The organism is Polaromonas sp. (assembly GCF_012927415.1).
Lineage (GTDB): Bacteria > Pseudomonadota > Gammaproteobacteria > Burkholderiales > Burkholderiaceae_C > Polaromonas.
In genome coordinates this window covers 16,198-39,338 of sequence record NZ_JABBPF010000052.1, presented here as the reverse complement: position 1 = coordinate 39,338, position 23,141 = coordinate 16,198, and the positions used below count along the sequence as shown (strand labels likewise).

Genomic DNA, 23,141 nt, shown 5'->3' with positions numbered 1-23,141 from the left:
TGGCCTGCTGTGGACCGTGTCGTCAGTCTTCTCGGCGGCGCCCAGTCTGGGCTGGCTGGGCGCGCTGCTGGTGCTGTTTTTTTGTGGTTTCAATGTGCTCGAAGCGAGCCAGCCGAGCCTGGCCTCGCGCGTGGCGCCGCCCCATGCGCGGGGCGCGGCGCTGGGGGTTTACAACACCTTGCAGTCGCTCGGGTATTTTGCCGGTGGGGCAATCGGCGGCTGGATCATCAAGGACCACGGACCGAAAGGCCTTTTTCTCGTCTGCGGCGGCCTGATGCTGCTGTGGCTGTTGGTCGCCTGGCCGATGAGTGCGCCGGGGCGTGGCGCGCTGGCGGCTGTTTCGGGCGCTGACCCGCTGGGCCGGCCAGCCAGTTAAACTCTGTGGATCCGCTTTTGGGGGATTGGGCCCCGGAGACCCGCTTCAGGAGAACATGTCATGGCATCCGTCAACAAAGTCATCATCATCGGCAACTTGGGCAAAGATCCCGAAATGCGCAGCTTTCCCAGTGGCGACCAGGTCGCCAACATCACCATCGCCACTACCGACAAGTGGAAGGACAAGCAGTCCGGCGAGATGAAAGAGGCGACCGAATGGCACCGGGTGGTGTTCAACGGCCGGTTGGCCGAGATCGTCGGCCAGTACCTGCGCAAGGGCTCGCAGGTTTACGTCGAAGGCAGCCTGCGCACCCGCAAGTGGACCGATCAGAGCGGCGTCGAAAAATACACGACTGAAATCCGCGCCGACCAGATGCAGATGCTGGGCAGCCGACAAGGCATGGGCGGCCCCGGTGGCGACGAGGGTGGCGGCTACGAAGCGCCACGCCGTGCGCCGCCAGCCCGAGCGCCTGCCGCAGCGCCGCAACAGGCACCCGCAGCGTCCAAGGCGGCCAGCGGTTTTGATGACATGGACGACGACATTCCTTTTTGACAATGCGGTCCGGCGTGGCAAAAATTTGCCGAAAACCCGCCCGAGGCGGGTTTTTTAATGTCGATGCGCTATGTGTTTTGTAGCAAATAAAGCCCGTAATACCTGGATGTGAGCCGTATTTGGGTGAAAAAATGCAAGGCCAGTCGGTTGTTGGCTCCCAGGTCACTGAAAGAAGAAAAGCGCCACCATGAAAAAATTTTCTCTCTCCGGCTCCCGGGTTTTTTCCTCTTTTGCCGGCACCGTACTGTTGGCCGCTGGCCTGTCTGCCTCTGTGCCAGCGCGCGCGGACGGCAACGCCGAGCCCTTTACGCCACTCTCGGAGCCGGGGAGCGCGGGGTTGGGCGCTGTCGCCCGCGTCGGGCCGTCGCCCTACCGGGAGGGCGGCTCGCGCCACGACGTCTTGCCGCTCTATCTTTTTGAGGGCGAACAGGTTTTTCTCGATGCTAACCGGGCGGGTGTGAAGCTGCTCAACGGCGGCGATCAGCGGCTGGACCTGTTCGTGGCGCAGCGGATCGAGGGTTTTCCCTCGGATCGCCTGCCCGCCAGTCTGACCGGTATGGCGATGCGCGATTCCGGCATTGACCTGGGCCTCTCGTGGCGTTATCGCCAGCCCTGGGGCAACGTGCAGGCCGAATTCCTGCACGACGCCGGCAATACCTCCAAGGGCAATGAATTGCGTCTGGGCTACAGCTACGACTGGCGCTCCGGCCCGTGGCGGTTGAGCCCCAGCCTGAGCGTGGCGCTGCGCGATGCCAGGCTCAACAATTATTACTACGGTGTGCGCGGTAGCGAAGCCGCGGCAGGCCGTCCGGCCTACGCGCCTGGCGCAGGCATCAACACCACGCTGGGCTTGTATGGTTCCTACGACCTGTCGCAACGCTGGCGCCTGCTGGCCGGCCTGTCCGCCACGGTGCTGGATGGCAAAATCAAGGACAGCCCGATCGTGCAAAAGCGCGTCCTGCCCGGCGTCTACGTCGGCGCGGCCTACGATTTTGGCGGCCATGAGCCGGAATGGGCCAAGGAAGGCTCGCCGACCTGGTTCAAACTGCTTTATGGCAAGGCCACCGATGACGGCTGCCACCTGCTGAAGATTGTCACCGCGCAATGCCTTTCGACTGCCAGCGTCAACGCCACCAGCATTGCCGGTGTTCAGGTGGGTAAAACCTTTCTTGAAAATGTGAATGGCTGGCCGCTGGATTTTGTCGGCTATGTGGGGCTTACGCACCATCACGAACGTGGACTGCAGCGCAACGGCGTCCAACTTGACCTGTTCATGAAGGCTTTTTATTCCGGTTTCCCGTGGAGCGACCGGGTCAAAACGCGGCTGGGCCTGGGCGCTGGCGTTTCGGCTGCCCAGCGTTCGCCCTACGTTGAGGCGAGTAGCCAGGCAGCCAACGGCAAGCCGACTTCTCGCCTGCTGCAATACCTGGATCCGACGCTGGACCTGAGCCTGGGCGACCTGATCGGCTCACGCGCTTTAAAAGACACCTATATCGGCTTCGGTGTGTCGCACCGCTCCGGAATTTTTGGCGCTTCCCGCCTGCTGGGCAACGTCAACGGTGGCTCCAATTACCTCTACACCTATATCGAATCGGCGCTATGAGGTAGCAAAACGTATTGCTTGCTATATAAATAATAGCAAACAATGCCGATATTCATTGGACCAGAGCCCGATTTGGTCATGAAAATGCAAAAACGGGCGAACTCAGGCCGCCAGCAGCCTGCCGGTGGGCTGGTTTTGCACATTGCTGCTGGCAATCACGCCGCCGCCCAGGCAGACATCGCCCTGGTAAAGCACTGCCGACTGGCCCGGCGTGACCGCCCATTGAGGCTCTGAAAAAGCCAGCTCGCAGCCGCCAGCGCTCGCTTGCCGCAGTTCGCAGGCAGCGTCGAGTTGCCGGTAGCGGGTTTTGGCGGCCATGGCACCCGGCTCGGGCGCAGCCCCGGCCACCCAACTGCAGTCCTGCGCGATCAGTTTGGTTGACTGCAGCCAGGCATGGTCATGGCCCTGCACCACCCACAAGGTGTTGCTGTCCAGATCCTTGCGCGCGACAAACCACGGTGCGTGCTCGCCCACGCCGCGCTGGCCGCGTTCCTGTGCGGCTTTCAGCTCCGCGCCTCTGGCTTTCACGCCGCCAATGCCCAGACCCGAGCGCTGGCCCAGCGTGTAAAAACTGAGGCCGACATGCTCGCCCAGAATGCGGCCCCTGTCGTTTTTGATGGGGCCGGGCGCCTTGGCGATGTAGCGGTTCAAAAATTCGCGAAACGGCCGCTCGCCGATGAAGCAGATGCCGGTCGAGTCTTTTTTCCTGGCGTTCGGCAGGCCGATCTCCTCGGCCATGCGCCGCACCTCGGTCTTGCGCAGCTCGCCCAGCGGGAACAACGTTTTGGACAGCTGCGCCTGGTTCAGCCGGTGCAAAAAGTAGCTCTGGTCCTTGGCCGGGTCCAGGCCTTTGAGCAGCTCGTGCAGGCCGGCGGCTTCGTTATGCCGCACGCGGGCATAGTGTCCCGTGGCGATTTTCTCGGCGCCCAGCCGCATGGCATGGTCCAGGAAGGCCTTGAACTTGATCTCGGCATTGCACAGGATGTCGGGGTTGGGCGTGCGGCCGGCCTGGTACTCCCGCAGGAATTCGGCGAACACCCGGTCCTTGTAATCGGCGGCAAAGTTGACATGCTCGATTTCGATGCCAATTACGTCGGCGACGGCGGCCGCGTCCACAAAGTCGATGTTGGAGGAGCAGAATTCGCTGTCGTCATCGCCCTCCCAGTTTTTCATGAAGATGCCGATGACCTCGTGGCCTTGCTGTCTGAGAAGATAAGCCGTGACGGCGGAGTCGACTCCGCCGCTCAGTCCCACCACGATCCGTTGCCTGCTGTGTCGCTTGTCCATAGGTGTGCGATTATCCCCGCCATGCCTTATTCCCCAGTCGACCCCGGTATTTGAAAGCGCCATGATGGAATTGCGCCAGCTTCGGTATTTTGTCGCTGTGGTCGAGCAGGGCAGCATGAGCCGCGCCGCGCTGGTGCTCGACGTTGTGCAGTCAACCCTGAGCCAGCAGATCAGCCGGCTTGAAGGGGAACTGGCAACCCGCCTGCTGCAGAGAAGCAGCAAGGGCGTGGTGCCGACCGAGGCCGGGCTGGCGTTTTTTCGAGAGGCCCAGCTGGCCTTGCGCCACACCGAGCAGGCCGCACGCGCGGCCCAGCAGTCGCGCCTGACTGGCACTGTGAGCGTCGGGCTGGCGTCCACCACCGCCTCGGTGCTGGGCCTGCCGCTGATGCGTGCCATGCGCGAGCGCTACCCCGACGTGCGCCTGCACATGGTCGAGAGCATGTCGGGTCATGTGACCGCCATGTTGAACTCCCGTCAGCTCGATCTGGCGGTGCTGTTCGACACCGGCGTGGCCAGGCGCTGGAGCGTGATGCCGTTGCTGGAAGAAAAGCTGTTCCTGATCGGCCCGCGTCAGCCGGGAGAAGTCGGCACGCCGCAACGAGCAGGGACAACCCGCATGGCGCACCTCAACGGGGTGCCGCTGATTTTGCCTACCGGCTCGCATGGCCTGCGCAGCACGCTAGATGCCGCGTTCGCCCGGGCCGGGTTCAAACCCGATCTGGTAGCCGAGATTGATTCGTTGGCCATGCTGATGGACATGGTGCGTTCCGGCCTGGGCAGCACGGTTCAGCCCTGGGCGGCGCTAGGCCGCATCAGCAATGCCGAGCTGGCTTTGCGGTGGTCAGAGATCGCCGACGCGCAGGTGCGCCGAACCAATGCGCTGTGCAGCCTGTCAGACGATGAGTTGTCACCTGCCGCACTGGCCACGCGCGTGGTGCTGGCCGACTGTGCGCGCACGCTGGTGCGGTCAGGCCAGTGGGCGGGGGCCCGGCTGATCCATCACGATTCGTGATGGCCCCATCGCTTCGCGGGCCTTACGCTTTGAAGCGCAGCGGCCTAAAGTGTGCCCATTCTGACCAAAAAAGAGGCGACTGTGACGGTGGATGTGCTGGTGATCGGAGGCGGCAATGCAGCCTTGTGCGCGGCCTTGACGGCGCGCGAGGCGGGCGCGAGCGTGTTGCTGCTGGAAGCCGCACCGCGCGAATGGCGCGGCGGCAACTCGGGCCACACGCGCAACCTGCGCTGCATGCACGATGCACCGCAGGATGTGTTGACGGGCGCTTACTCGGAAGAAGAGTTCTGGCAAGACCTGCTCAAGGTCACAGGCGGGCAGACCAACGAAGCGCTGGCGCGGCTGACGATTCGCGCCTCCAGCGACTGCCGCGACTGGATGCGCCAGCATGGCGTGCATTTTCAGCCCTCGCTGTCAGGCACCTTGCACCTGAGCCGCACCAATGCCTTTTTCATGGGCGGCGGCAAAGCGCTGGTCAACGCGTATTACCGCAGCGCAGAAAAGCTCGGCGTCAAGATTCGCTACGACAGCCCGGTGGACCGGCTGGAGCTGGAAGATGGCCGCTTTGTGGCAGCCTGGGTGGGCGCTAAGCGCATCACCGCCAAAGCCTGCGTGCTGGCGGCTGGCGGCTTCGAGTCCAACCGCGAATGGCTGCGCGAAGCCTGGGGGCAAAACGAGCGCGGTGAATGGCCGTCCGATAATTTTGCGATTCGCGGCACCCGTTTCAACCGGGGCGTGGTGCTCAAACATTTGCTTGACGCCGGCGCAGACACGATTGGCGACCCGACCCAGGCGCACATGGTAGCGATTGATGCACGCGCACCGCTGTATGACGGCGGCATCTGCACGCGCATTGACTGCGTCTCGCTCGGCGTGGTGGTCAACCGCGAAGGCCAGCGTTTTTACGACGAGGGCGAAGACTTTTGGCCCAAGCGCTATGCCATCTGGGGCCGGCTGGTGGCGCAGCAGCCGGGGCAAGTGGCTTATTCGATCATTGACGCCAAGGCCGCAGGCCGCTTCATGCCGCCGGTGTTTCCCGGCACCCGGGCTGATTCGCTGCCCGAGCTGGCGCAAAAGCTTGGACTCGATGAGTGCTCATTCATGCAGACCCTGAACAATTACAACGCCGCCTGCCGCGTCGGAAGCTTCGACCACACAGTGCTTGACGACTGCCACACCGACCAGCTGGTGCCTGCCAAGACGCATTGGGCGCGGCCGGTGGACAAGGGACCGTTTTACGGCTACGCCCTCAAACCCGGCGTGACCTTCACTTATCTGAGCCTGAAAACCGATGCAACGACAGCCGTGTTTTTTGGCGGTGTGCCGAGCCATAACATGTTTGTGGCCGGCGAAATGATGGCCGGTAACGTACTGGGCAAGGGCTACACGGCCGGTGTCGGAATGTCGATTGGTACAGCTTTTGGCCGCATAGCCGGTGCGCAATCTGCCCAGGCAGCTATTGAATCAGGAGCAATTCATGCAGCAGCTTGAGGCCTTAACCCGCGATGCGGTGGCATTGGCCAATGGTGATGTGGTGGCGGGTCTGGCCTTGAGTGCTTTAAGCGCACCCGAGGCCGAAGTGGCGCGCCAGATGCAGATCTGCAACGCCTGCCGTTACTGCGAAGGTTTTTGTGCGGTGTTTCCGGCCATGACGCGGCGGCTTGAGTTCGGCAAGGCAGACATTCACTACCTGGCCAATCTGTGCCATAACTGCGGTGCCTGCCTGCATGCCTGCCAGTACGCGCCGCCGCACGAGTTTGCCGTCAATGTGCCTCAAGCCATGGCGCTGGTGCGAGTGCAGACCTATGTGGACTACGCCTGGCCTGCCGCTTTGGGCAAGCTTTACCAGCGAAACGGCTTGACCTTGACCCTGGCTCTGGCTGCCGGGCTGGCGATATTTTTGTTGCTGGCGCTGGCGCTCAACGGCACGCTGTGGGGCGGCGATCTGCAGGGTAACTTCTACAACCTGTTTCCGCACAACCTGCTGGTCGCCATGTTTGCGCCGGTGTTTCTCTGGGCGGTGTTGGCCTTGAGTCTGGGCGTTCGGCGGTTCTGGCGCGATGTCACGCCGGCCACGTCAAACCAGCCTGTGAGCCGGTCCGCCGCCGCCGAGGCAACGCATGACGTACTGCGGCTCAAATACTTGGGCGGCGGGCATGGCGAAGGCTGCAACAACGAAGGCGACGCCTACAGCTTGTCACGCCAGCGCGCTCACCACCTCACCTTTTACGGCTTCATGCTGTGCTTTGCCGCGACCAGTTTGGCAACCGTTTACCACTACGCGTTGGGCTGGACAGCGCCCTACGATTTGCCGAGCCTGCCCAAGCTGCTGGGCGCAGTCGGTGGTGTGAGCCTATTGCTGGGCACTGCGGCGTTGTTCAGATTGAACCTGCGGCGCGACCCACAGCAAGGCGTGCGCGCCCAAAAACCCATGGACTTGGGCTTTATTGCGCTGCTGTTTTTCACCAGCCTGACTGGCCTGGCGCTGTGGCTCGCGCGCGGCAGCGAGGCCTTGCCCGCGCTGCTGGCGATGCATCTGGGTGTGGTGATGGCGCTGTTCGCCACGCTGCCTCCCGGCAAGTTTGCCCACGGTATTTTCCGCACCGCCTCCTTACTGCGCCATGCGGTGGAAAAACGCCAGCCCAATCCTGTGGGGCTGGGTGCCGATTGATTTGCCGACAATAAAAAGGGGAAACCATGAAAAAACGCCAACTGCTTCAGGCTTGCACCGCGCTGGTCTTGCTGCCCGCCTTCACCGCGCCAGGCCATGCGCAAGACTTTCCGCCCAAGAAGCCGGTCAGCCTGGTGGTGGGCTTTGCCGCCGGAGGCGCGGCTGACACAGCGGCCCGCCTGATCGCCAAAAAGCTGGGTGAAAACATTGGCCAGACCGTGCTGGTTGACAACAAGCCCGGCGCCGGCGGCAACATTGCCCACCAGTTCGTCGTCAACGCTGCGGGCGATGGCGCGACGCTGTTGTTTGGCTCGGTCGGCCCGCTGACGATTGCGCCGCACATGATGAAGCTGGGCTACGACCCGGTGCGCGACCTGGCGCCCATCACCATGGGCGTTAACTTTCCGAATGTGCTGGTCGTGCACAGCGGTGTTGGCGTCAAGACGCTGGCCGAGTATGTTGCGCTGGCCAAAAAGAAGCCCGGGAGCCTCGACTTCGCGTCCACCGGCGCCGGGTCTGCCTCGCACCTGGCTGGTGAACTGTTCAATGACCGGGCCGGGATAGAGACGGTGCATATTCCCTACAAGGGCGGCGCGCCCGCGCTGCAGGACTTGCTGGGCGGCCGGGTGGCTTCCTACTATTCGACCCCGGCAACAGCCGGCCCGCACATCGAGTCGGGCAAGCTGATCGCGCTGGCCACTACCGGCTTGACCCGGCCCGCCTTCATGCCCAATGTGCCGACCATTGCCGAGTCAGGCTACCCGGGCTTCAATGCGACCAACTGGTATGCCTTTGTGGCCTCCAGCAAAACGCCCAGGCCATTGCTGGAGCGCTGGAACCTGGAGCTGGTCAAGGTGCTGAATACGCCCGAGGTACGCGAACAGCTGAACAAGCACGGCCTGGTTCCCATGCCCGGCACACGCGACGAACTGGCCCGCTTTATGGCCAGTGAATCCTTGACATGGGGACGCATCGTTCGGGAACGGAAGATTTCGGCTGATTGAAATCTTCGGCCCGCCAAGCGCTGGCGTCCAGGAGCAATGCATCGCCGTCTGTCTGTCGGCCCATTAGTGCTTCAGGCTGGCCAGCACCCGGTCCACCATCACGCCGGCCTGCCCGAGGTTGTTCAAGGGGTCACAAAAAGAAGCCAGTTGCTCGCGCGTGACGTGTTTGTTGATTTCGGGATGCTCGACCAGCAGATCAATCAGTGGACGCTTCTGCTTCAGCGCATCCCGGCAGATGTCATAAACCAAATCGTGCGCATATGCGCGGCCCATGTAGGGGCCCAGGCCCATCATCACGGCCTCGGACATCACCAGGCCGTGCGTCATGTCGATGTTGCGACGCATCTGCGCCGCATCGACTTGCAGTCCGCTGAGGATGAATCTAGTCTGCTTGAGCGCGCCAGACATCAGGCAGAAAATTTCCGGCATGGCAACCCATTCGATTTCCCACGGGCCGGTGGAGCGTTCGTGGTCAGCCACCATGGCGTCCATCAGCGAGGCAGCCAATTGGCGCACCACCGAAATGTTGGCGTGGATGTACAGACAGGAAACCGGGTTGCGCTTTTGTGGCATGGTGGACGATGAACCGCGTCCGGGCGCAAAAGGTTCAAACACCTCGGCGACTTCGGTTTGCATCAGCAGCTTCACGTCCATCGCGATCTTGCCGAGCGAGCCGCCGACCAGCCCCAAAAACGCACCGACTTCTGCAAAGTTGTCGCGCACTGTGTGCCACGAAATCAGCGGCTGGCCGAGACCCAGCTCTTTCATCAGCCCGGCCTGCGTTGCCATGGCGCCAGTCTCCAGGGACGACAGCGTTCCCGACGCACCACCGAATTCGCCGACCAGCACGCGGGCTTTTAGCTGATCGAGCCGTTCGCGGTGGCGTTCGATGCCGGCGAGAATGCTGGCCATCTTGTAGCCGAAGGTGATCGGCGTGGCCTGCTGCAGGTTGCTGCGACCGATGATGGGCGTGTTACGGTGCTCGCGGGCCAGCTTTGCCAGGGAGGCGGAAATGTCCTTCAGGTCTTCTTCCACCAGCGCCAGACCTTCCCGGATTTGCAGAACGGCGGCCGTGTCGGTGATGTCCTGCGTGGTTGCGCCCCAGTGGCAGTATTCGCCGAGATGGTCCTTGCACTGCGCGTTGATCTGGTTGATCACGGCAATGATGGGATAGCCGATCTGTTCGGTTTTGACCTTGAGCGCGATCCAGTCGATCTGCTCGATGTTGCAATGCTTGACAATTTCGTCAGCCGCTTCTTGCGGGATCAGGCCCAGCTCGCCCTGCACCTTGGCCAGCGCGCGCTCGATATCGAGGTATTTGGCGGTGCGGTTTTCGTCGGACCAGACGTGGCGCATTTTGGCGTCACTGAACATGTCGCCGAATATTCTGGAATCAATGATGGTTGCGGACATGAAGCTTCTTCCCTGGGTTGTTTCTGGATGAAATTTATCGGTTCGCCTGATTGCCGAAGGGCTGCGATGCGTCCGGCTTTCGGGACGACCGAACGGCCTGCCGTCTCGCCGCCCACCTGTATCGCGCCACCGGGGGAGTCACCCCCCAAAAAGGCAGAACGCGCCGCGCCCAGGGCGGTTCCTGGTCGCTGGGAGAAATGGCAGCGCGTCGTATCGCCGCAACTTGAAAGGTAAATGCCCATTTTTGCGCCAAAACTGCACCAACCGATGTCTTCGCCATGCCACGCCATCGCGGTGTCGTTGATACAGAGGCAGATTGTGCGGCGCTCCTTGCCGGCGTTCGCTGACAATTTCGTGATGACGGCAAGTGCAACGGCCCTCCCGGCGGGTGCTGCAGCATCTTGTAGATCAATGATGATGCGGCCTCTGCCCAAGCCCAGCGCCCTGGCAAAATTTTCGGGGCGGTTACGAGGAAAAAAAGGGAAGTCACTGCTTCGCTTGCTGTCATGCTCGAGCCGCGCCTTCTGTGCCCATGCCAGCCAACTGGCGGGTCGAAAGGTGGGCAGCAATCGGGTGTTTCAGCGTGACGATGGAGATGCTTTTCCGGGAGTCAAGAAAGCGTTGCCACGGCATCCATGGTCAGCCAGCCCTCATGGTCGCGGCCCCACAGGCGCACGGTCTTTCCATCAGCCGACGGCTGGCCGTGGACTGAAAACGGCGTGATGTCAAACGTCGGCCGCACCGCCTTGAACTCGAAGCGCGCTACTTTCGCCTCAGGCTGCTGGCGGCGCAACAGGTCCATCAGCAGCGTGGCGATCAGAGGGCCGTGCACGACGAGTCCCGGGTAGCCTTCCACCTCGGTCACATATTGGCGGTCGTAGTGGATGCGGTGGCCGTTAAAGGTCAGTGCCGAATAACGAAACAGCAGCACGTCGTCGAGCACGATGCGGCGTTCCCACGCCCATTCGGCGGGTGCGGCCTGCGGCGCCGGCACCACGTCATCCGGTGCAGCCGCGGCGCGGTAGACGATGTTGTGGTGCTCGGTCAGTGCGATAGCCTGGGCGCCGTTGCGACGGATTTCATGGCGCACCCTGACAAAAATCAGGCTGCCGGTGCGCCCCGACTTCTCCTTCACGTCGGCAATTGTCGACGTTCGCCGCAGGTGGTCACCAATCAGCAGTGGCTCGTCGAATGCAAAATCACTGCCCGCCCACATGCGGCGTGGCAATGACACCGGCGGCATGAAACCGCCGCGTTTGGCATGGCCGTCCGCGCCGATGTCGGATTGTGCATAAATGGGTAAAAAATACAGCCAGTGCCACAGCCTGGGCAAGGGCGCGCCAGGTGGCGGACGCTGTATGTCCGGCTGATCGAGTGTGGCGGACAGTGCGGCGTAGGGCGTGGCAGTGGCGATGTCTTCGGCCGTTTCGCTGCGGCCAATCCAGTCTTGCAGGTTCATGGTAATTTGCTCCGGTCAAGGGGTGGGTGTCGGTCATTCGGCCTTGATTTTTGTTGCCACCACCCGTCGCCATCGGGCGCGCCGTGCGCCACGGATTCGTTCGCAATCGTGCCGTTGGCCCCGCCCGGGGCGTTAGGCACGACGGCGGTGAGGGCGTTTTCAGGCCAGGCCTGCGCCATGACGGCGTACTTGTCTCGGCGCAAAGGTGGGCGGCCGATGGTTTCTGCAGCGACGACCGGGGCGGTGTGTTCGAACTTTATGCTTGTCTCCGGTTGAATTGTTTCATGGTGCGTCCCAATTTTGACCTGCTGCAGCTTGAAGCCAGCGTGGCCGTGGCGGAACGCGGCAGTTTTCGGGCGACGGCTGGCCGCATTCACGGACCGGCCTGCTGTTGACGCATGGATACGGTGTGAGTTACATCTTTTCAAGGCATTGGTGTATTGCTTGCATCAATTCACGGTAGCAGTGGAATGATGCGCTTCATCGGCCTGTGGCTTGCCGGGTGGGAACCTGAGCCGATGCAGACCATTGAAAGACCTGCGTGCGGCGCTCAGGGGCAGGCGCTGAAGCCGGCTAGCGGGGCTGCCGCTGGCCTGCCAGTCCGGATTGTTGACAAAAAATGCTTGCGGTCCAGGTTTTATCGGCACAAGTAGCTATTTATTTAATAGCAAAACGGAGGTGTCGGTTGTGATCAGCTCAAGCGGGTAGCGGCTGCCGGCCAGATAGTCTTCAATGCAGGTCAGCAGCAGCGGGCTGCGGTGCATGTCGGCGCAAGCCCTGATTTCGTCGGCGCTCAGCCATACGCTGCGCACAATGCCTTCGTCGAGCGGCTGGCCCGCCACGTGTTCGCCAAGTTCGCCGGAAAACGCGAAGCGCAGGTAGGTGATGTCCAGCGACTCGGCCTGCCCGGCCTGCGCCCGCTCAAACCGCGAAAAATAGATCCCCACGAGGGCCGTCGGCGTGAAATGAAAGGCGGTTTCCTCCAGCGTCTCCCGCGTGCAGCCCTGCGCCGGACTTTCGCCCGGGTCCAGGTGGCCGGCCGGGTTGTTGAGCTTCAGGCCATCACGGGTTTCTTCCTCGACCAGCAGAAATTTCCGGACGCCGTCAAAGTCCCGTTCAATGACCGCAGCGACCGTGACGTTGGGTTTCCATCGATTATTCATGGGCGAGATTATCCGTGCTCTTGATGACGGCGGCTCCAGCCGCTGGCGGACCGGCATGCGGACGGGGAAATCCGCCGGCAAAGCTCTCGCGCAAGTGGTCCACGAAGCAGCCAATCGCCTTGGGCACCTGCGCTGACCACGGGCGCAGGGCATAAATGCGCTCACCAAAAAATCCCTGCACCTGCCAGTCGGGTAAAACCGGGACGAGTGGCGTGCTGTCGTTGCCCATGACGCGCGATGGCATGCTGAAGTCAGGCAGCAGCCCGATGCCGAGGCCGGCCAGCAGGGCGTCGCGCAGCACTTCGCTGTTATTGGCCTTGAGAGAGCCGGCGACATTCACGCCGACCCGCTCCAGAACTGCAGGCGTGGATTGGCGTTTTCCCCGCTGCCCCGCCGGGCGCACAAAGGTCCAGCTGCCGGCGTGGCTGTCACGCAGGTAAAGCAGGCAGTCGTGCACCGCCAGCTCTGCCGGGTGCGCCGGCACGCCGCGCCGCGCCAGGTAGTCCGCGCTGGCCAGCAGACGGGAACGGGTTTCACACAGGACCCAGGCGACATGCGTCTCGGGCGGAGCATTGGTATGCCGGATCGCCAGGTCAAACCCCTCGTTGGCCAAGTTGACAAAGCGGTCGGTCAGCTCCAGCTCAATGTGAATGTCGGGGTAGCGCAACAAAAAGGCAGCAACACACGGCGCCAAGTGCTGGCGCCCCAGCGCGACTGGTGCGGTCACGCGGATCAGGCCGCGCGGCGTCCCAACCAGGTCGCGAGCGGCGGTGTAGCTATCGCTGATGCGCCTGAAGGCTGGCTGCATATCGTTGACGAGCTGCTGCCCCGCTTCGGTCAGCCCGACCGAACGGGTGGTGCGGCGCACCAGCAGGACGCCGGCAGTGCGCTCCAGCTCGCTGATGCGTGTGCTGGCCGAAGCCTTGGACAGGCCCAGCCGGCGGGCGGTCTCGGTAAAGCTGCGGGTGACGGCCAGCACCGTCAAAAGGTGGAGATCGGCCACCAGCGGCGACAACTGGTCAGATGACATGATCGGCATTCATTGTTCAGGAATATGAACAATGTAATCAGTAAACAGGGTCTTATCAAACCCCTTAGCGGCTTTTAGACTGACTGTGTTCCACGGATTCACTTTTCAAAGGATTTCCCATGTTCTCATCGCCTGCCGAAGTTGCCACGCAAATCACCATTGGCCACCATCTGAACGGACGCGCCCGCGTCCCCGACGCCAGTCGCAGCCAGCCAGTCTTCAACCCAGCCACTGGCGCCGTTACAGGCCATGTCGCGCTGGGTAGTGAGGCTGACGTGGCCGCGGCCGTTGCCGCCGCGCAGGCCGCCTTTCCGGCCTGGGCTGACACGCCGCCGCTGCGCCGGGCCAGAGTGATGTTCAAGTTTCTGGAGTTGCTCAACCAGAACAAGGACCAGCTGGCGCACCTGATCACCGCCGAACATGGCAAGGTGTTTACCGACGCGCAGGGCGAGGTCTCGCGCGGCATCGACATCGTGGAATTTGCCTGCGGCATTCCGCAACTGCTCAAGGGGGACTTTACCGATCAGGTGAGTACCGGCCTTGACAACTGGACGCTGCGTCAGCCGCTCGGCGTCGTGGCGGGCATTACGCCCTTCAACTTCCCGGTGATGGTGCCGATGTGGATGTTCCCGGTGGCGATTGCTGCGGGCAACACCTTTGTTTTGAAGCCTAGCCCGATTGACCCGAGCGCCAGCCTGTTCATGGCCGAGTTGCTCAGGCAGGCCGGTTTGCCTGACGGCGTTTTCAACGTGGTGCAGGGCGACAAGGAGGCGGTTGATGCATTGCTGGTGCACCCGGATGTGAAGGCCGTTTCCTTTGTCGGCTCGACGCCGATAGCCAACTACATCTACGAAACCGGCGCGCATCACGGCAAGCGCGTGCAGGCTTTGGGTGGGGCCAAGAATCATATGGTGGTCATGCCCGACGCTGACCTGGAGCAGGCCGTTGATGGCCTGATCGGCGCCGCTTACGGCTCGGCGGGTGAGCGCTGCATGGCGATTTCGGTGGCGGTTCTGGTGGGCGACGTGGCCGACAGGCTCATTCCCATGCTGCAGGCCAGAGCCAAAACGCTGGTGATCAAAAATGGCATCGAGCTGGATGCCGAGATGGGACCCATCGTCACGGCCGCAGCCCATCAGCGCATCACTGGCTATATCGAGCAAGGCGTGAAGGAAGGCGCAACGCTGCTGGTGGATGGGCGCGGCCACACCGTCAAGGGCCACGAAGAAGGCTTCTGGATGGGCGGCACGCTGTTTGATCATGTCACGCCCGATATGCGGATCTACAAGGAAGAGATTTTCGGCCCGGTGCTGGGCTGTGTGCGCGTGAAGGATTTTGCCGAAGCCGTCGAACTGGTCAACGCCCATGAGTTTGGCAATGGGGTGAGCTGCTACACGCGAGACGGCCATGTGGCGCGCGAATTTTCCCGCCGCATCCAGGTCGGCATGGTCGGCATCAACGTGCCGATTCCGGTTCCCATGGCCTGGCACGGCTTTGGCGGCTGGAAGAAAAGCCTTTTTGGCGACATGCACGCTTATGGCGAAGAAGGCGTGCGTTTTTACACCAAACAAAAATCGATCATGCAGCGCTGGCCCGAGAGCATCGGCAAGGGTGCCGAGTTTGTAATGCCGACAGCGAAGTAGCGTCGTTTTCGCGGCGAGGCATCAGGCCGCTTTTATGCTTGGGCGCAGAGCGCGAGACTTTGCCTGCAAACCTCGGCTCACTCCGCGGTCACAAGGCCTGCGCGCGCCTGCTCAATCAGAAAATTCCGAAATTTCTTGAAAACTTCGCTGTTCGAGACTTTCTCGTCGTAGACGAGGTGATAAGCACCTTCGCATTTGATGGCGAGGTCAAACGGACTGACCAGCAAGCCTTCCTGCAGTTGCTCTCGTATCAGCGGAAGCCGCCCCAGTGCAATGCCTTGCAGGTTGAGCGCGGCTTCAATGAGGGTATTGCTGTCGTTGATGATGGGCCCGCGCATGGGAACGGGCTGTGAAACCTCTGCGGCGCGAAACCAGGCTGACCAGTCCTCATAGCTGTCCTCGTGCAGCAAGGCATAGTGCAGCAGATCTTCCGGCTTGCGAAGCGGATGTTCCGGGCGCAGGTATCGGGGCGAGCACACGGGTAGCAACTGGCATTCAAACAAGACCTCCGAGTGCAGGGAGCCCCAGCTCTTGTGGCCCCATTTAATCGCCAGGTCTACGCGGCGCACGTCATACTGCTCATGCGGCAAGGCGTGATAAATGCGCAGGTCAATCTCGGGGTACTCGGCCCAGAACCAGTGCAGGCGGCGCGCCAGCCAGCGTGAACCAAACGACGGTGTTACCTGCACCGTGAGGGTCATCTTGGCCTCGCCTTGCGCCCGTACTTCGCGAAGTGTGCTGTCAATGTCTCGAAACGCGTTGGAAATCGTGCCGTAAACGCGGGTACCGGCATCGGTGAGCGTGACGCGCCGGTGAGCGCGCTCAAACAGGCGGACGCCCAGGACTTCTTCAATCTGACGAACTTGATGACTGACCGCCGCCTGTGTCACGCAAAGTTCTTGAGCGGCAAGGGTGAAGCTGTTCTTGCGAGCGGTGGCTTCGAAGGCGCGTAGGGTATTGAGATTGATCAGGAGGTTGGCCATGGGCAATAAGTCTATTAGATTAACTTATCCCACGCGTAAAAAATGATCATTTGTCGTGCGTTGCTTATCCCGAGACACTTTGCCTATCCCTGTATTTAAAGGGGTGATGGTCTTAAAAGGATGAGCCTTAGGCATGACAAATTCGATTCACGTTTACCCATACATACCCAATTCGGTTCCCGAGGTCAAGGCAAGGATGCTTGCGGCGATAGGCGCAAGTTCAATGGACGAACTTTACGCCGAGATTCCTCCAGAATTGCGCATGCAGCGCCCGCTGAACCTGCCCGAACCGTTGCTTTCCGAGCACAGACTCAAGCGCCACGTGCAGTCGCTGTTGGCAAAAAACACCTCCTGTGACCAGGTGCTCAGCTTTCTTGGCGGCGGCTGCTACCAGCACCACGTGCCAGCCGTGTGCGATGAAGTCAACGGTCGCAGCGAGTTTCTTACGGCCTATGCCGGTGAGCCCTACGACGACGCGGGCCGTTTTCAGGCGCTGTTTGAGTACGCCAGCATGATGGGTGAGATGCTGGAGATGGAAGTCGTCAGTATTCCGACGTTCGATGGCCATCAAGCCGCGGCCACGGCCGTGCGGATGGCTGGACGTCATACCGGCCGCCGGGTTGTGCTGGTGGCCGAACATGTGAGCCCCGACCTGTATTCGGTCATGCAAAACTATGGCCGCAGCGACCTCGAGTTCCGCCGCGCACCCTTTGACCTCGCCACCGGCACTCTGGACATGGGTCGACTGGCGAGCCTGCTGAACGAGGAAGTCGCCTGCCTTTTCATTGACAACCCATCGTATCTGGGTGTGATTCAGGACGGACCGGCCATCGCGGCGGCCGTTCATGCCTGCGGTGCCTTGCTGGTGGTCGGCGTGGACCCGACTTCTCTGGGGGTGATTGCGCCACCATCAACCTACGGCGCGGATATTGTGTGCGGCGATATCCAGTCGCTGGGGATGCACATGAGCTATGGCGGCGGGCATGGTGGTTTTATCGGCACGCATGACAACGAGGCCCTGGTGATGCAATACCCTTCGCGGCTGTTCGGTATTGCTCCCACCAAAGTGCCGGGCGAGTACGGTTTCGGTGACGTGGCTTACAGCCGCACATCGTTTGACAAGCGAGAAAATGGCAATGAGTTTGTCGGCACCGCCGCCGCTCTTTGGGGTATCACCGCCGGGGTGTATATGGCCTTGATGGGCCCGCAGGGCATGCTAGACCTGGCCCACACCATCATCTGCCGCAACGCCTATGCCAAACAGCAGCTGGCCAGTGTGCCGGGCATACGCATACCGCATGCCGAACAGGTGCACTTCAAGGAGTTCGTGGTGAACTTCGATGCCAGCGGCAAATCGGTCAAGACGATCAACCGCGCGCTGCTTGAACAGGGCATTTTTGGCGGTCACGACCTTAGCATTGCCTTTCCCGCACTGGGTCAGTGCGCGCTGTACAGCTTTACCGAAGTGCATAGCCAGGAAGACGTCGCCACCTTGTGCGAAGCACTTGCCACCATCCTCGAGAAATGAATCAAGCCATGCACAACATATCCTTGTCCCGATTCACGAATGGTCGCGCCAATCTGCGCCGCTATCACCAGGCGCGCTGGGACGAGCCGGTCATTTTCGAGCTGTCACAGCGCGGCGAGCGCGGCGTGCTGGTTCCCGAACTGGAGCCAGAAGTCGCCGCTGCGACCAGCGAGGCGTTGTCGGGCCTGCCTGCGGGAATGCTGCGTATCGAGGCTCCGCGCCTGCCGGAGATAGCGCAAAACCGCGTTCTGCGTCATTACCTGCGCTTATCACAGCAAACGCTGGGAGCAGACCTGAACGTGGATGTAGGGCAAGGCACCTGCACCATTAAATACAGCCCCAAAGTCAACGAGCAGCTGGCGCGGGATGCCCGGATGTCCGAGCTGCATCCGCTGCAGGATGTGGACACGGTGCAAGGCCTGCTGCACATGTACCATCAGGTTCATGCGCTTCTGATGGAAGTATCCGGCATGGATGCGGTGTCGCTGCAGGCGCGCAGCGGCTCGCAAGCGATTTATGGAAATTTCGCCGTGTTGCGGGCCTATCAGGAAGATGCCGGCACCTACGGCGTTCGCGACGAAGTAATAACGACGATTTTTTCCCATCCGTCGGACGCAGCCTGTGCCCGCTTGCTGGGCTACAAGGTCATTACTCTATATCCGGACGCCGACGGCTTCCCTGATCTGGAGGCTTTGCGTGCGGCCCTGTCTCCTCGCACCGCGGCCCTCATCATCACCAATCCGGAAGACACCGGAATCTTCAACAAGAAAATTCGCCAGTTTACAGACCTGGTTCGCGCCGCGGGGGGATTGAATATCTACGATCAGGCCAATGCGAACGGACTGTTGGGAATCACCCGCGCACGAGAAGCCGGGTTTGACATGTGTCAATTCAATTTGCACAAGACATTCGCGACGCCTCATTCCTGTGGGGGCCCTGCTGTGGGTGCCATGTGCGTCACGCAGGCACTGGAACGCTTTTTACCGTCTCCCAAAATAATGCTCCGGGAAGGTCGCTACAGCGTCGAAGATGCCGGGCCCGATTCAATCGGCAAACTGTCCGCGTTCATGGGCGCTGCCAGCATTGTGTTGCGCGCCTATGCCTGGGTGATGAACCTGGGCGCCAAGGGGTTGCGGGAAGTGTCTGAAATCGCTGTTCTCAACAACAATTACATGATGCATGAATTGTTGAAAATTCCGGGACTCAGCGCACCCTATGCGCCAGGTAAGCGGCGTATCGAACAAGTTCGTTACAGCTGGGAAAAGCTTCACGCCGACACCGGAATTCGCTCTGATCAAATTGGCATCCGGGCCGCCGACTTTGGTGTGCACTACTGGACCAGCCATCATCCGTTCGTGGTGCCTGAGCCCGCCACGGTCGAGCCCACCGAGTCGTTTTCGCAAGCGGATCTGGATGAGTTCGTAGATGTCATGCGGCACATCGCCCATGAGGCCTACACCGATCCCGAGATCGTGCGTTCGGCGCCGCACAACTGCCCGGTGCACGCTATTGATGGTTCAGTCCTCGATGATCCCAAACGATGGGCCATGACGTGGCGCGGCTACCAGCGCAAGCTTCTCGACCAAGAGACGAAGCAGGGCGCATGAGCCTGCGTGTTGGCCTGATTGTCAATGCCCTCGCGGGTGTTGGCGGACCTGCAGCGTTGCGAGGCAGTGACGGCGTGGCTGAACAGGCGCTGGCGCTGGGCGTGGTGCCTCAGGCTGTCACGCGTGCAACTCAAGCGTTGAGCGCGTTAAGGGAACTTGGCGCGGAGCTGACCATCATCACGGGCTCCGGTTCGCTGGGGGCGGACGCCGCCAGTGCCGCGGGCTTGCGCTGCGAGATCGTATATCGCAAACCGGCAAAGGAATCGGCTGAAGACACCGCCGCGCTGGCTCGCCGATTGATGCTCATGCAGGTGGATTTGATCTTGTTCGCCGGCGGTGACGGTACGGCTCGCGACGTTGCCGAGTCTGTCGGCGATGCCTTCCCGGTGCTGGGAATTCCTGCGGGAGTGAAGATGTATTCCGGGGTTTTTGCCACCACACCCGCTGCTGCTGGCACGTTGGCAGTGCGCTTTCTACGCTCCCATGCGCGCCGCGTCCGTCAGTGCGAAGTGATGGATCTTGACGAAAGTGATTTACGTTGCGGCCGCATTGAGCCCAGCCTGTTCGGCTATGTCGCGTCCCCCGAGGATCCCAGGCTACTCCAGGGCAAAAAGGTTCGTTCAGGGGCGGGCGATGCGGTGCAGGCGCAGGCCATGGCGGCCAGCGTTGTGGAGGCGATGGAGCCGGATAAGATGTACTTGATAGGTCCGGGTTCGACGACCTGGGCTGTCAAGCAGGCCCTCAAGGGGCAGGCATCCCTGTTGAGCGTTGACGCCTACATCGCCGGCAAGCTGGTGTTGCATGACGCCACGGCTGCAGCATTGCTCGAACTCACGGCGGACAGGCCGTCGCGCATTCTGGTGACTTGTATTGGCGGGCAGGGGCATATCTTTGGCCGTGGCAACCAGCAATTCAGCGCGGAGATGGTTCGCCGGGTTGGACGCAAGGGCGTGTCGGTCCTGGCGACTCCGTCGAAGTTAATTTCGCTCGCAGGTCGTCCATTTATTGCTGACATGGGCGATACGGCAGCTGCCGCTGAAATGACCGGGTATGTCGAAGTCATCAACGGCTACCGCAGCAAGGCCTTCTACCGTTGTGAAGCTTTTTAGGTGTTCAGGAAACTAGAAATAACAGGAGACAAGTAATGAAGCGAATGATAAATTTTCTGGGTCGAGGTGTGATGTGCATGGCCCTGGTCGCGGCAAGCGCGGTTCCCGCGTTTGCGCAGCAGCGAGGCGGCACGCTCAACATGATTGTCAACCCCGAGCCTCCTACACTGATGCTGGGGCTCAACCAGTTGAGTGGTGTGCAGATGATCGGCGGGAAAATCTACCAGGGCCTGCTGACTTATGACAGCAACCTCAATCCTCAGCCTGGCCTTGCCAAATCCTGGACGTCTTCGGAGGACGGCCTCACCTACACGTTCAAGCTTCAGGAAGGCGTCAAGTGGCATGACGGCAAGCCTTTTACCGCTGCGGACGTGGTTTTCACAACGTCCAAGTTCCTGCCTGAAGTGCATTCCCGCGCGCGTAACAATTTCAGCCATTTGGCATCGGTCACTGCGCCTGACGCCGCTACTGTTGTGTTCAAACTGAAGGAGCCGTTTGCGCCGTTCCTGGGGTCTTTCGAAGTATCCAGCGCGCCCATGGTACCGCGTCATATTTACGAAGGTACCGACTTCAAAACCAACCCGGCTAACCAGACCCCCATTGGAACCGGGCCGTTCAAGTTGAAAGAGTGGAAGAAAGGCGCATACATCCATCTGATTCGCAACGACAACTACTGGAAACCCGGTCTGCCCTATCTTGATGACATCTATTTTCAGGTCATTCCCGATTCGGCCTCGCGGGCCGTGGCGCTTGAAAGCGGAAAAGTGGACGTTTCCAGCTTCAGCGATATCGAGCTGTTCGACGTCAATCGCTTTAAGTCTTTGCCTCAATTCGAGGTCACGAACAAGGGCTACGAGTTTCTCTCTCCGCTGGCGTGGATTGAGTTCAACATCCGCTCCAAGCCCATGGACGACAAGCGTTTTCGGCAGGCTGTGATGTATGCGCTGGATCGCACTTTCATTCGCGACAAAATCTGGTTCGGTCACGCCAAAGTGGCTACAGGCCCGGTGTCAAGCGCCACCCGTTTTTACAGCGCCGATGTGAAACCCTACCCGCTCGACCTGAAGAAGGCAGAAGCGCTGCTGGATGACATGGGGCTGGTAAAGGGCAAGGATGGCGTGCGTGCCACCATCAAGCTGGTCGGCCTTCCTTACGGCGAGACCTGGAACCGCCTGAGCGAATACGTGCGGCAATCCCTGGGTAAAGTAGGACTGCGCGTGGTGATCGAATCGACCGATGCCGCAGGCTGGACCCAGCGGTTGGCGAACTGGGATTTCGAGATGCTGGTGAGCTATTTGACCCAATACGGCGACCCCGCCCTGGGCGTGTCGCGCACCTATCTGTCATCCAACATAAAAAAGGGCATTCCCTACACCAACACCTCTGGCTACAGCAATGAGCATGTTGACGAGCTGTTTACCAAGGCCGCATCGGCTGTGAAGGATGAAGACCGCAAACGTTATTACGCTGATGTTCAAAAGCTTCTGGTGGAAGACGTGCCTCTGGGCTGGCTGATCGAAATTAATTTCCCGACGATTTACAACAAGCGCGTTCGCAACCTGGTGACCACGGCAATCGGCGTGAACGAGAGTTTCGATTCTGTTTATCTCGCCAAGTGAGCGGCCTTTACTCTTTAAAAGTCTTACGGAACGCGCCATGAAAGTTTTTTACAGCGATGTCCATGCGCTGCATCAGCCGCTTATGTTCCTGAAAGCGGGTCAGCTTGTTCCCAATCCAGAAACCGCAGCTCGCGCACACGCCATCGCCCATGCGTTGGGTGGCGCGGGGTTTGAGCTGGTCGCCCCAACCTACCAGGGCCTTGACGCCGTACTGGCGGTGCACGATACAGGATTGGTTCGATTCCTCGAAACGGCTTACCAGGCGTGGGCGCGGCTGCCTGATGCCGGGGCTGAAATTGTGGCCAACACGCATCCGGGAGGGCGATTTCGGCACCGGCCAGAAAGCGTTATCGGGCAGGCCGGCTTCTACACCCAGGACGCGGCTTGCCCCATTGCTGCGGGCACATGGCAGGCTGCTTTGGCCGCAGCTGGCTGCGCGGCCGATGCGGCGCTGGCGGTAATGGGGGGGGCGGCCTCGGCCTATGCTTTGTGTCGCCCGCCAGGGCACCATGCCACGCGCTCCCAGGCCGGTGGCTTTTGTTATCTCAACAATGCAGCCGTCGCTGCCCAGCTGCTTCGTCGTCAATTCAAACGGGTGGCCATTCTTGATGTGGACGTGCATCACGGCAATGGCACACAGGACATCTTTTACGACCGTTCTGATGTGTTCTTCGCGTCCATTCATGGAGACCCCGACGGGTTCTATCCGTTCTTCTCCGGAACGCCTTCCGAATGCGGCGAAGGTGAGGGCTTGGGTTTCAACCTTAATCTGCCTTTTCCGGTGGGCAGTGGAGATGCGGAGGTCATGCGTGCCCTGGCCAGCGCTTTGGCGGCCGTGCGCAGCTATGCGCCGCAAGCCTTGGTGCTATCGCTGGGATTCGATGCCCATGAAAAGGACCCGCATGGGGCACACCGTGTATCCACAGCGGGCTTCATGGCGATGGCGCAGGCTATCTCTGCACTTGGTTTGCCCTGTGTTGCCGTGCAGGAAGGCGGCTATCTGCACGAAGAACTTGGAAGTCTTGCGCGCGACTTCTTGCGCGTCCTCTCGGGGCACTGTTAATCGCAGTATTTATTGTCTT

Annotated in this window: 20 protein-coding genes; 13 read left to right on the top strand and 7 right to left on the bottom strand. The window is 61.0% G+C overall.

Features of this window, described 5'->3' with window-relative positions:
* The 3 genes from HHJ19_RS05590 to HHJ19_RS05580 form a co-directional block, all read left to right on the top strand.
* Window positions 1-376 (top strand): MFS transporter (locus tag HHJ19_RS05590; protein WP_296904834.1); only part of this gene is annotated, 376 nt, incomplete at its 5' end.
* A 60-nt stretch (window positions 377-436) separates the two neighbouring features.
* Entirely contained in the window at window positions 437-928 is a 492-nt protein-coding gene (ssb, locus tag HHJ19_RS05585; protein ID WP_296904833.1) for a single-stranded DNA-binding protein, read from the top strand.
* 187 nt (window positions 929-1,115) lie between these two features.
* Entirely contained in the window at window positions 1,116-2,531 is a 1,416-nt protein-coding gene (locus tag HHJ19_RS05580; RefSeq protein ID WP_296904831.1) for a MipA/OmpV family protein, read from the top strand.
* 102 nt (window positions 2,532-2,633) lie between these two features.
* Here the strand turns inward: HHJ19_RS05580 and mnmA are convergent, their stop codons facing one another.
* A complete protein-coding gene (gene mnmA / locus HHJ19_RS05575) occupies window positions 2,634-3,818 on the bottom strand; it encodes a tRNA 2-thiouridine(34) synthase MnmA (protein WP_296904830.1) in 1,185 nt (394 codons plus the stop codon).
* A 64-nt stretch (window positions 3,819-3,882) separates the two neighbouring features.
* On the opposite strand from mnmA, the gene HHJ19_RS05570 reads away from it, so the two are divergent.
* From HHJ19_RS05570 to HHJ19_RS05555, 4 genes are all read left to right on the top strand, one after another.
* Complete coding sequence (locus HHJ19_RS05570; protein ID WP_296904837.1) at window positions 3,883-4,830, top strand: LysR substrate-binding domain-containing protein; 948 nt, start codon at window positions 3,883-3,885, stop codon at window positions 4,828-4,830.
* Between the two features lie 81 nt (window positions 4,831-4,911).
* Window positions 4,912-6,321 (top strand): FAD-dependent tricarballylate dehydrogenase TcuA, encoded by a 1,410-nt coding sequence (gene tcuA, locus HHJ19_RS05565; protein ID WP_296904836.1) that lies wholly within the window; start codon window positions 4,912-4,914, stop codon window positions 6,319-6,321.
* Window positions 6,308-7,501 (top strand): tricarballylate utilization 4Fe-4S protein TcuB, encoded by a 1,194-nt coding sequence (gene tcuB, locus HHJ19_RS05560; protein WP_296904828.1) that lies wholly within the window; start codon window positions 6,308-6,310, stop codon window positions 7,499-7,501. The genes tcuA and tcuB overlap by 14 nt, the downstream gene beginning before the upstream one ends.
* A 26-nt stretch (window positions 7,502-7,527) precedes the next feature.
* The gene (locus HHJ19_RS05555; RefSeq protein WP_296904827.1) at window positions 7,528-8,505 is read left to right on the top strand and encodes a tripartite tricarboxylate transporter substrate binding protein; all 978 of its coding nucleotides are present in this window, start codon (window positions 7,528-7,530) and stop codon (window positions 8,503-8,505) included.
* Between the two features lie 63 nt (window positions 8,506-8,568).
* On the opposite strand, the gene HHJ19_RS05550 is transcribed toward HHJ19_RS05555, so the two are convergent.
* The 5 genes from HHJ19_RS05550 to HHJ19_RS05530 form a co-directional block, all read right to left on the bottom strand.
* On the bottom strand, window positions 8,569-9,918 hold the full coding sequence (locus HHJ19_RS05550; RefSeq protein WP_296904826.1) for an adenylosuccinate lyase family protein: 1,350 nt from the start codon (window positions 9,916-9,918) through the stop codon (window positions 8,569-8,571).
* A gap of 610 nt (window positions 9,919-10,528) precedes the next feature.
* Window positions 10,529-11,377 carry a MaoC family dehydratase N-terminal domain-containing protein gene (locus HHJ19_RS05545; RefSeq protein WP_296904824.1) on the bottom strand — a complete coding sequence of 283 codons (849 nt, stop codon included), beginning with the start codon at window positions 11,375-11,377 and terminating at the stop codon, window positions 10,529-10,531.
* The gene (locus HHJ19_RS05540; protein WP_296904822.1) at window positions 11,374-11,754 is read right to left on the bottom strand and encodes a hypothetical protein; all 381 of its coding nucleotides are present in this window, start codon (window positions 11,752-11,754) and stop codon (window positions 11,374-11,376) included. The genes HHJ19_RS05545 and HHJ19_RS05540 overlap by 4 nt, the downstream gene beginning before the upstream one ends.
* 276 nt (window positions 11,755-12,030) lie before the next feature.
* Window positions 12,031-12,540, bottom strand: a complete 510-nt coding sequence (locus HHJ19_RS05535; RefSeq protein WP_296904820.1) for an NUDIX hydrolase — start codon at window positions 12,538-12,540, stop codon at window positions 12,031-12,033.
* Window positions 12,533-13,570, bottom strand: coding sequence for a LysR family transcriptional regulator (locus HHJ19_RS05530; RefSeq protein WP_296904818.1), 1,038 nt, complete (start codon window positions 13,568-13,570; stop codon window positions 12,533-12,535). The genes HHJ19_RS05535 and HHJ19_RS05530 overlap by 8 nt, the downstream gene beginning before the upstream one ends.
* A 119-nt stretch (window positions 13,571-13,689) precedes the next feature.
* Between HHJ19_RS05530 and HHJ19_RS05525 the strand changes: the two genes are divergently transcribed.
* A complete protein-coding gene (locus tag HHJ19_RS05525) occupies window positions 13,690-15,213 on the top strand; it encodes a CoA-acylating methylmalonate-semialdehyde dehydrogenase (protein ID WP_296904816.1) in 1,524 nt (507 codons plus the stop codon).
* 77 nt (window positions 15,214-15,290) lie between these two features.
* On the opposite strand, the gene gcvA is transcribed toward HHJ19_RS05525, so the two are convergent.
* Window positions 15,291-16,196, bottom strand: a complete 906-nt coding sequence (gene gcvA / locus HHJ19_RS05520) for a transcriptional regulator GcvA (protein ID WP_296904814.1) — start codon at window positions 16,194-16,196, stop codon at window positions 15,291-15,293.
* A 133-nt stretch (window positions 16,197-16,329) separates the two neighbouring features.
* Here gcvA and gcvPA point away from each other — a divergent pair, with 133 nt between their 5' ends.
* The 5 genes from gcvPA to HHJ19_RS05495 are packed head-to-tail and all read left to right on the top strand — an operon-like array spanning window position 16,330 to window position 23,122.
* Window positions 16,330-17,724, top strand: coding sequence for an aminomethyl-transferring glycine dehydrogenase subunit GcvPA (gene gcvPA, locus HHJ19_RS05515; RefSeq protein WP_296904812.1), 1,395 nt, complete (start codon window positions 16,330-16,332; stop codon window positions 17,722-17,724).
* A complete protein-coding gene (gene gcvPB / locus HHJ19_RS05510) occupies window positions 17,721-19,331 on the top strand; it encodes an aminomethyl-transferring glycine dehydrogenase subunit GcvPB (RefSeq protein ID WP_296904810.1) in 1,611 nt (536 codons plus the stop codon). Before gcvPA ends, gcvPB begins: the two co-directional genes overlap by 4 nt.
* On the top strand, window positions 19,328-20,440 hold the full coding sequence (locus HHJ19_RS05505) for an ATP-NAD kinase family protein (RefSeq protein ID WP_296904808.1): 1,113 nt from the start codon (window positions 19,328-19,330) through the stop codon (window positions 20,438-20,440). Before gcvPB ends, HHJ19_RS05505 begins: the two co-directional genes overlap by 4 nt.
* A 35-nt stretch (window positions 20,441-20,475) precedes the next feature.
* Entirely contained in the window at window positions 20,476-22,059 is a 1,584-nt protein-coding gene (locus tag HHJ19_RS05500) for an ABC transporter substrate-binding protein (protein WP_296904806.1), read from the top strand.
* 37 nt (window positions 22,060-22,096) lie between these two features.
* The gene (locus tag HHJ19_RS05495; protein ID WP_296904804.1) at window positions 22,097-23,122 is read left to right on the top strand and encodes a histone deacetylase family protein; all 1,026 of its coding nucleotides are present in this window, start codon (window positions 22,097-22,099) and stop codon (window positions 23,120-23,122) included.
* Window positions 23,123-23,141 lie beyond the last annotated feature (19 nt).

Coding starts and splice junctions, on each gene's coding strand:
- ssb (WP_296904833.1), top strand. CDS start 437: ATGGCATCCGTCAACAAAGTCATCATCATCGGCAACTTGGGCAAAGAT.
- HHJ19_RS05580 (WP_296904831.1), top strand. CDS start 1,116: ATGAAAAAATTTTCTCTCTCCGGCTCCCGGGTTTTTTCCTCTTTTGCC.
- mnmA (WP_296904830.1), bottom strand. CDS start 3,818: ATGGACAAGCGACACAGCAGGCAACGGATCGTGGTGGGACTGAGCGGC.
- HHJ19_RS05570 (WP_296904837.1), top strand. CDS start 3,883: ATGGAATTGCGCCAGCTTCGGTATTTTGTCGCTGTGGTCGAGCAGGGC.
- tcuB (WP_296904828.1), top strand. CDS start 6,308: ATGCAGCAGCTTGAGGCCTTAACCCGCGATGCGGTGGCATTGGCCAAT.
- HHJ19_RS05555 (WP_296904827.1), top strand. CDS start 7,528: ATGAAAAAACGCCAACTGCTTCAGGCTTGCACCGCGCTGGTCTTGCTG.
- HHJ19_RS05550 (WP_296904826.1), bottom strand. CDS start 9,918: ATGTCCGCAACCATCATTGATTCCAGAATATTCGGCGACATGTTCAGT.
- HHJ19_RS05545 (WP_296904824.1), bottom strand. CDS start 11,377: ATGAACCTGCAAGACTGGATTGGCCGCAGCGAAACGGCCGAAGACATC.
- HHJ19_RS05535 (WP_296904820.1), bottom strand. CDS start 12,540: ATGAATAATCGATGGAAACCCAACGTCACGGTCGCTGCGGTCATTGAA.
- HHJ19_RS05530 (WP_296904818.1), bottom strand. CDS start 13,570: ATGTCATCTGACCAGTTGTCGCCGCTGGTGGCCGATCTCCACCTTTTG.
- HHJ19_RS05525 (WP_296904816.1), top strand. CDS start 13,690: ATGTTCTCATCGCCTGCCGAAGTTGCCACGCAAATCACCATTGGCCAC.
- gcvA (WP_296904814.1), bottom strand. CDS start 16,196: ATGGCCAACCTCCTGATCAATCTCAATACCCTACGCGCCTTCGAAGCC.
- gcvPA (WP_296904812.1), top strand. CDS start 16,330: ATGACAAATTCGATTCACGTTTACCCATACATACCCAATTCGGTTCCC.
- gcvPB (WP_296904810.1), top strand. CDS start 17,721: ATGAATCAAGCCATGCACAACATATCCTTGTCCCGATTCACGAATGGT.
- HHJ19_RS05505 (WP_296904808.1), top strand. CDS start 19,328: ATGAGCCTGCGTGTTGGCCTGATTGTCAATGCCCTCGCGGGTGTTGGC.
- HHJ19_RS05500 (WP_296904806.1), top strand. CDS start 20,476: ATGAAGCGAATGATAAATTTTCTGGGTCGAGGTGTGATGTGCATGGCC.
- HHJ19_RS05495 (WP_296904804.1), top strand. CDS start 22,097: ATGAAAGTTTTTTACAGCGATGTCCATGCGCTGCATCAGCCGCTTATG.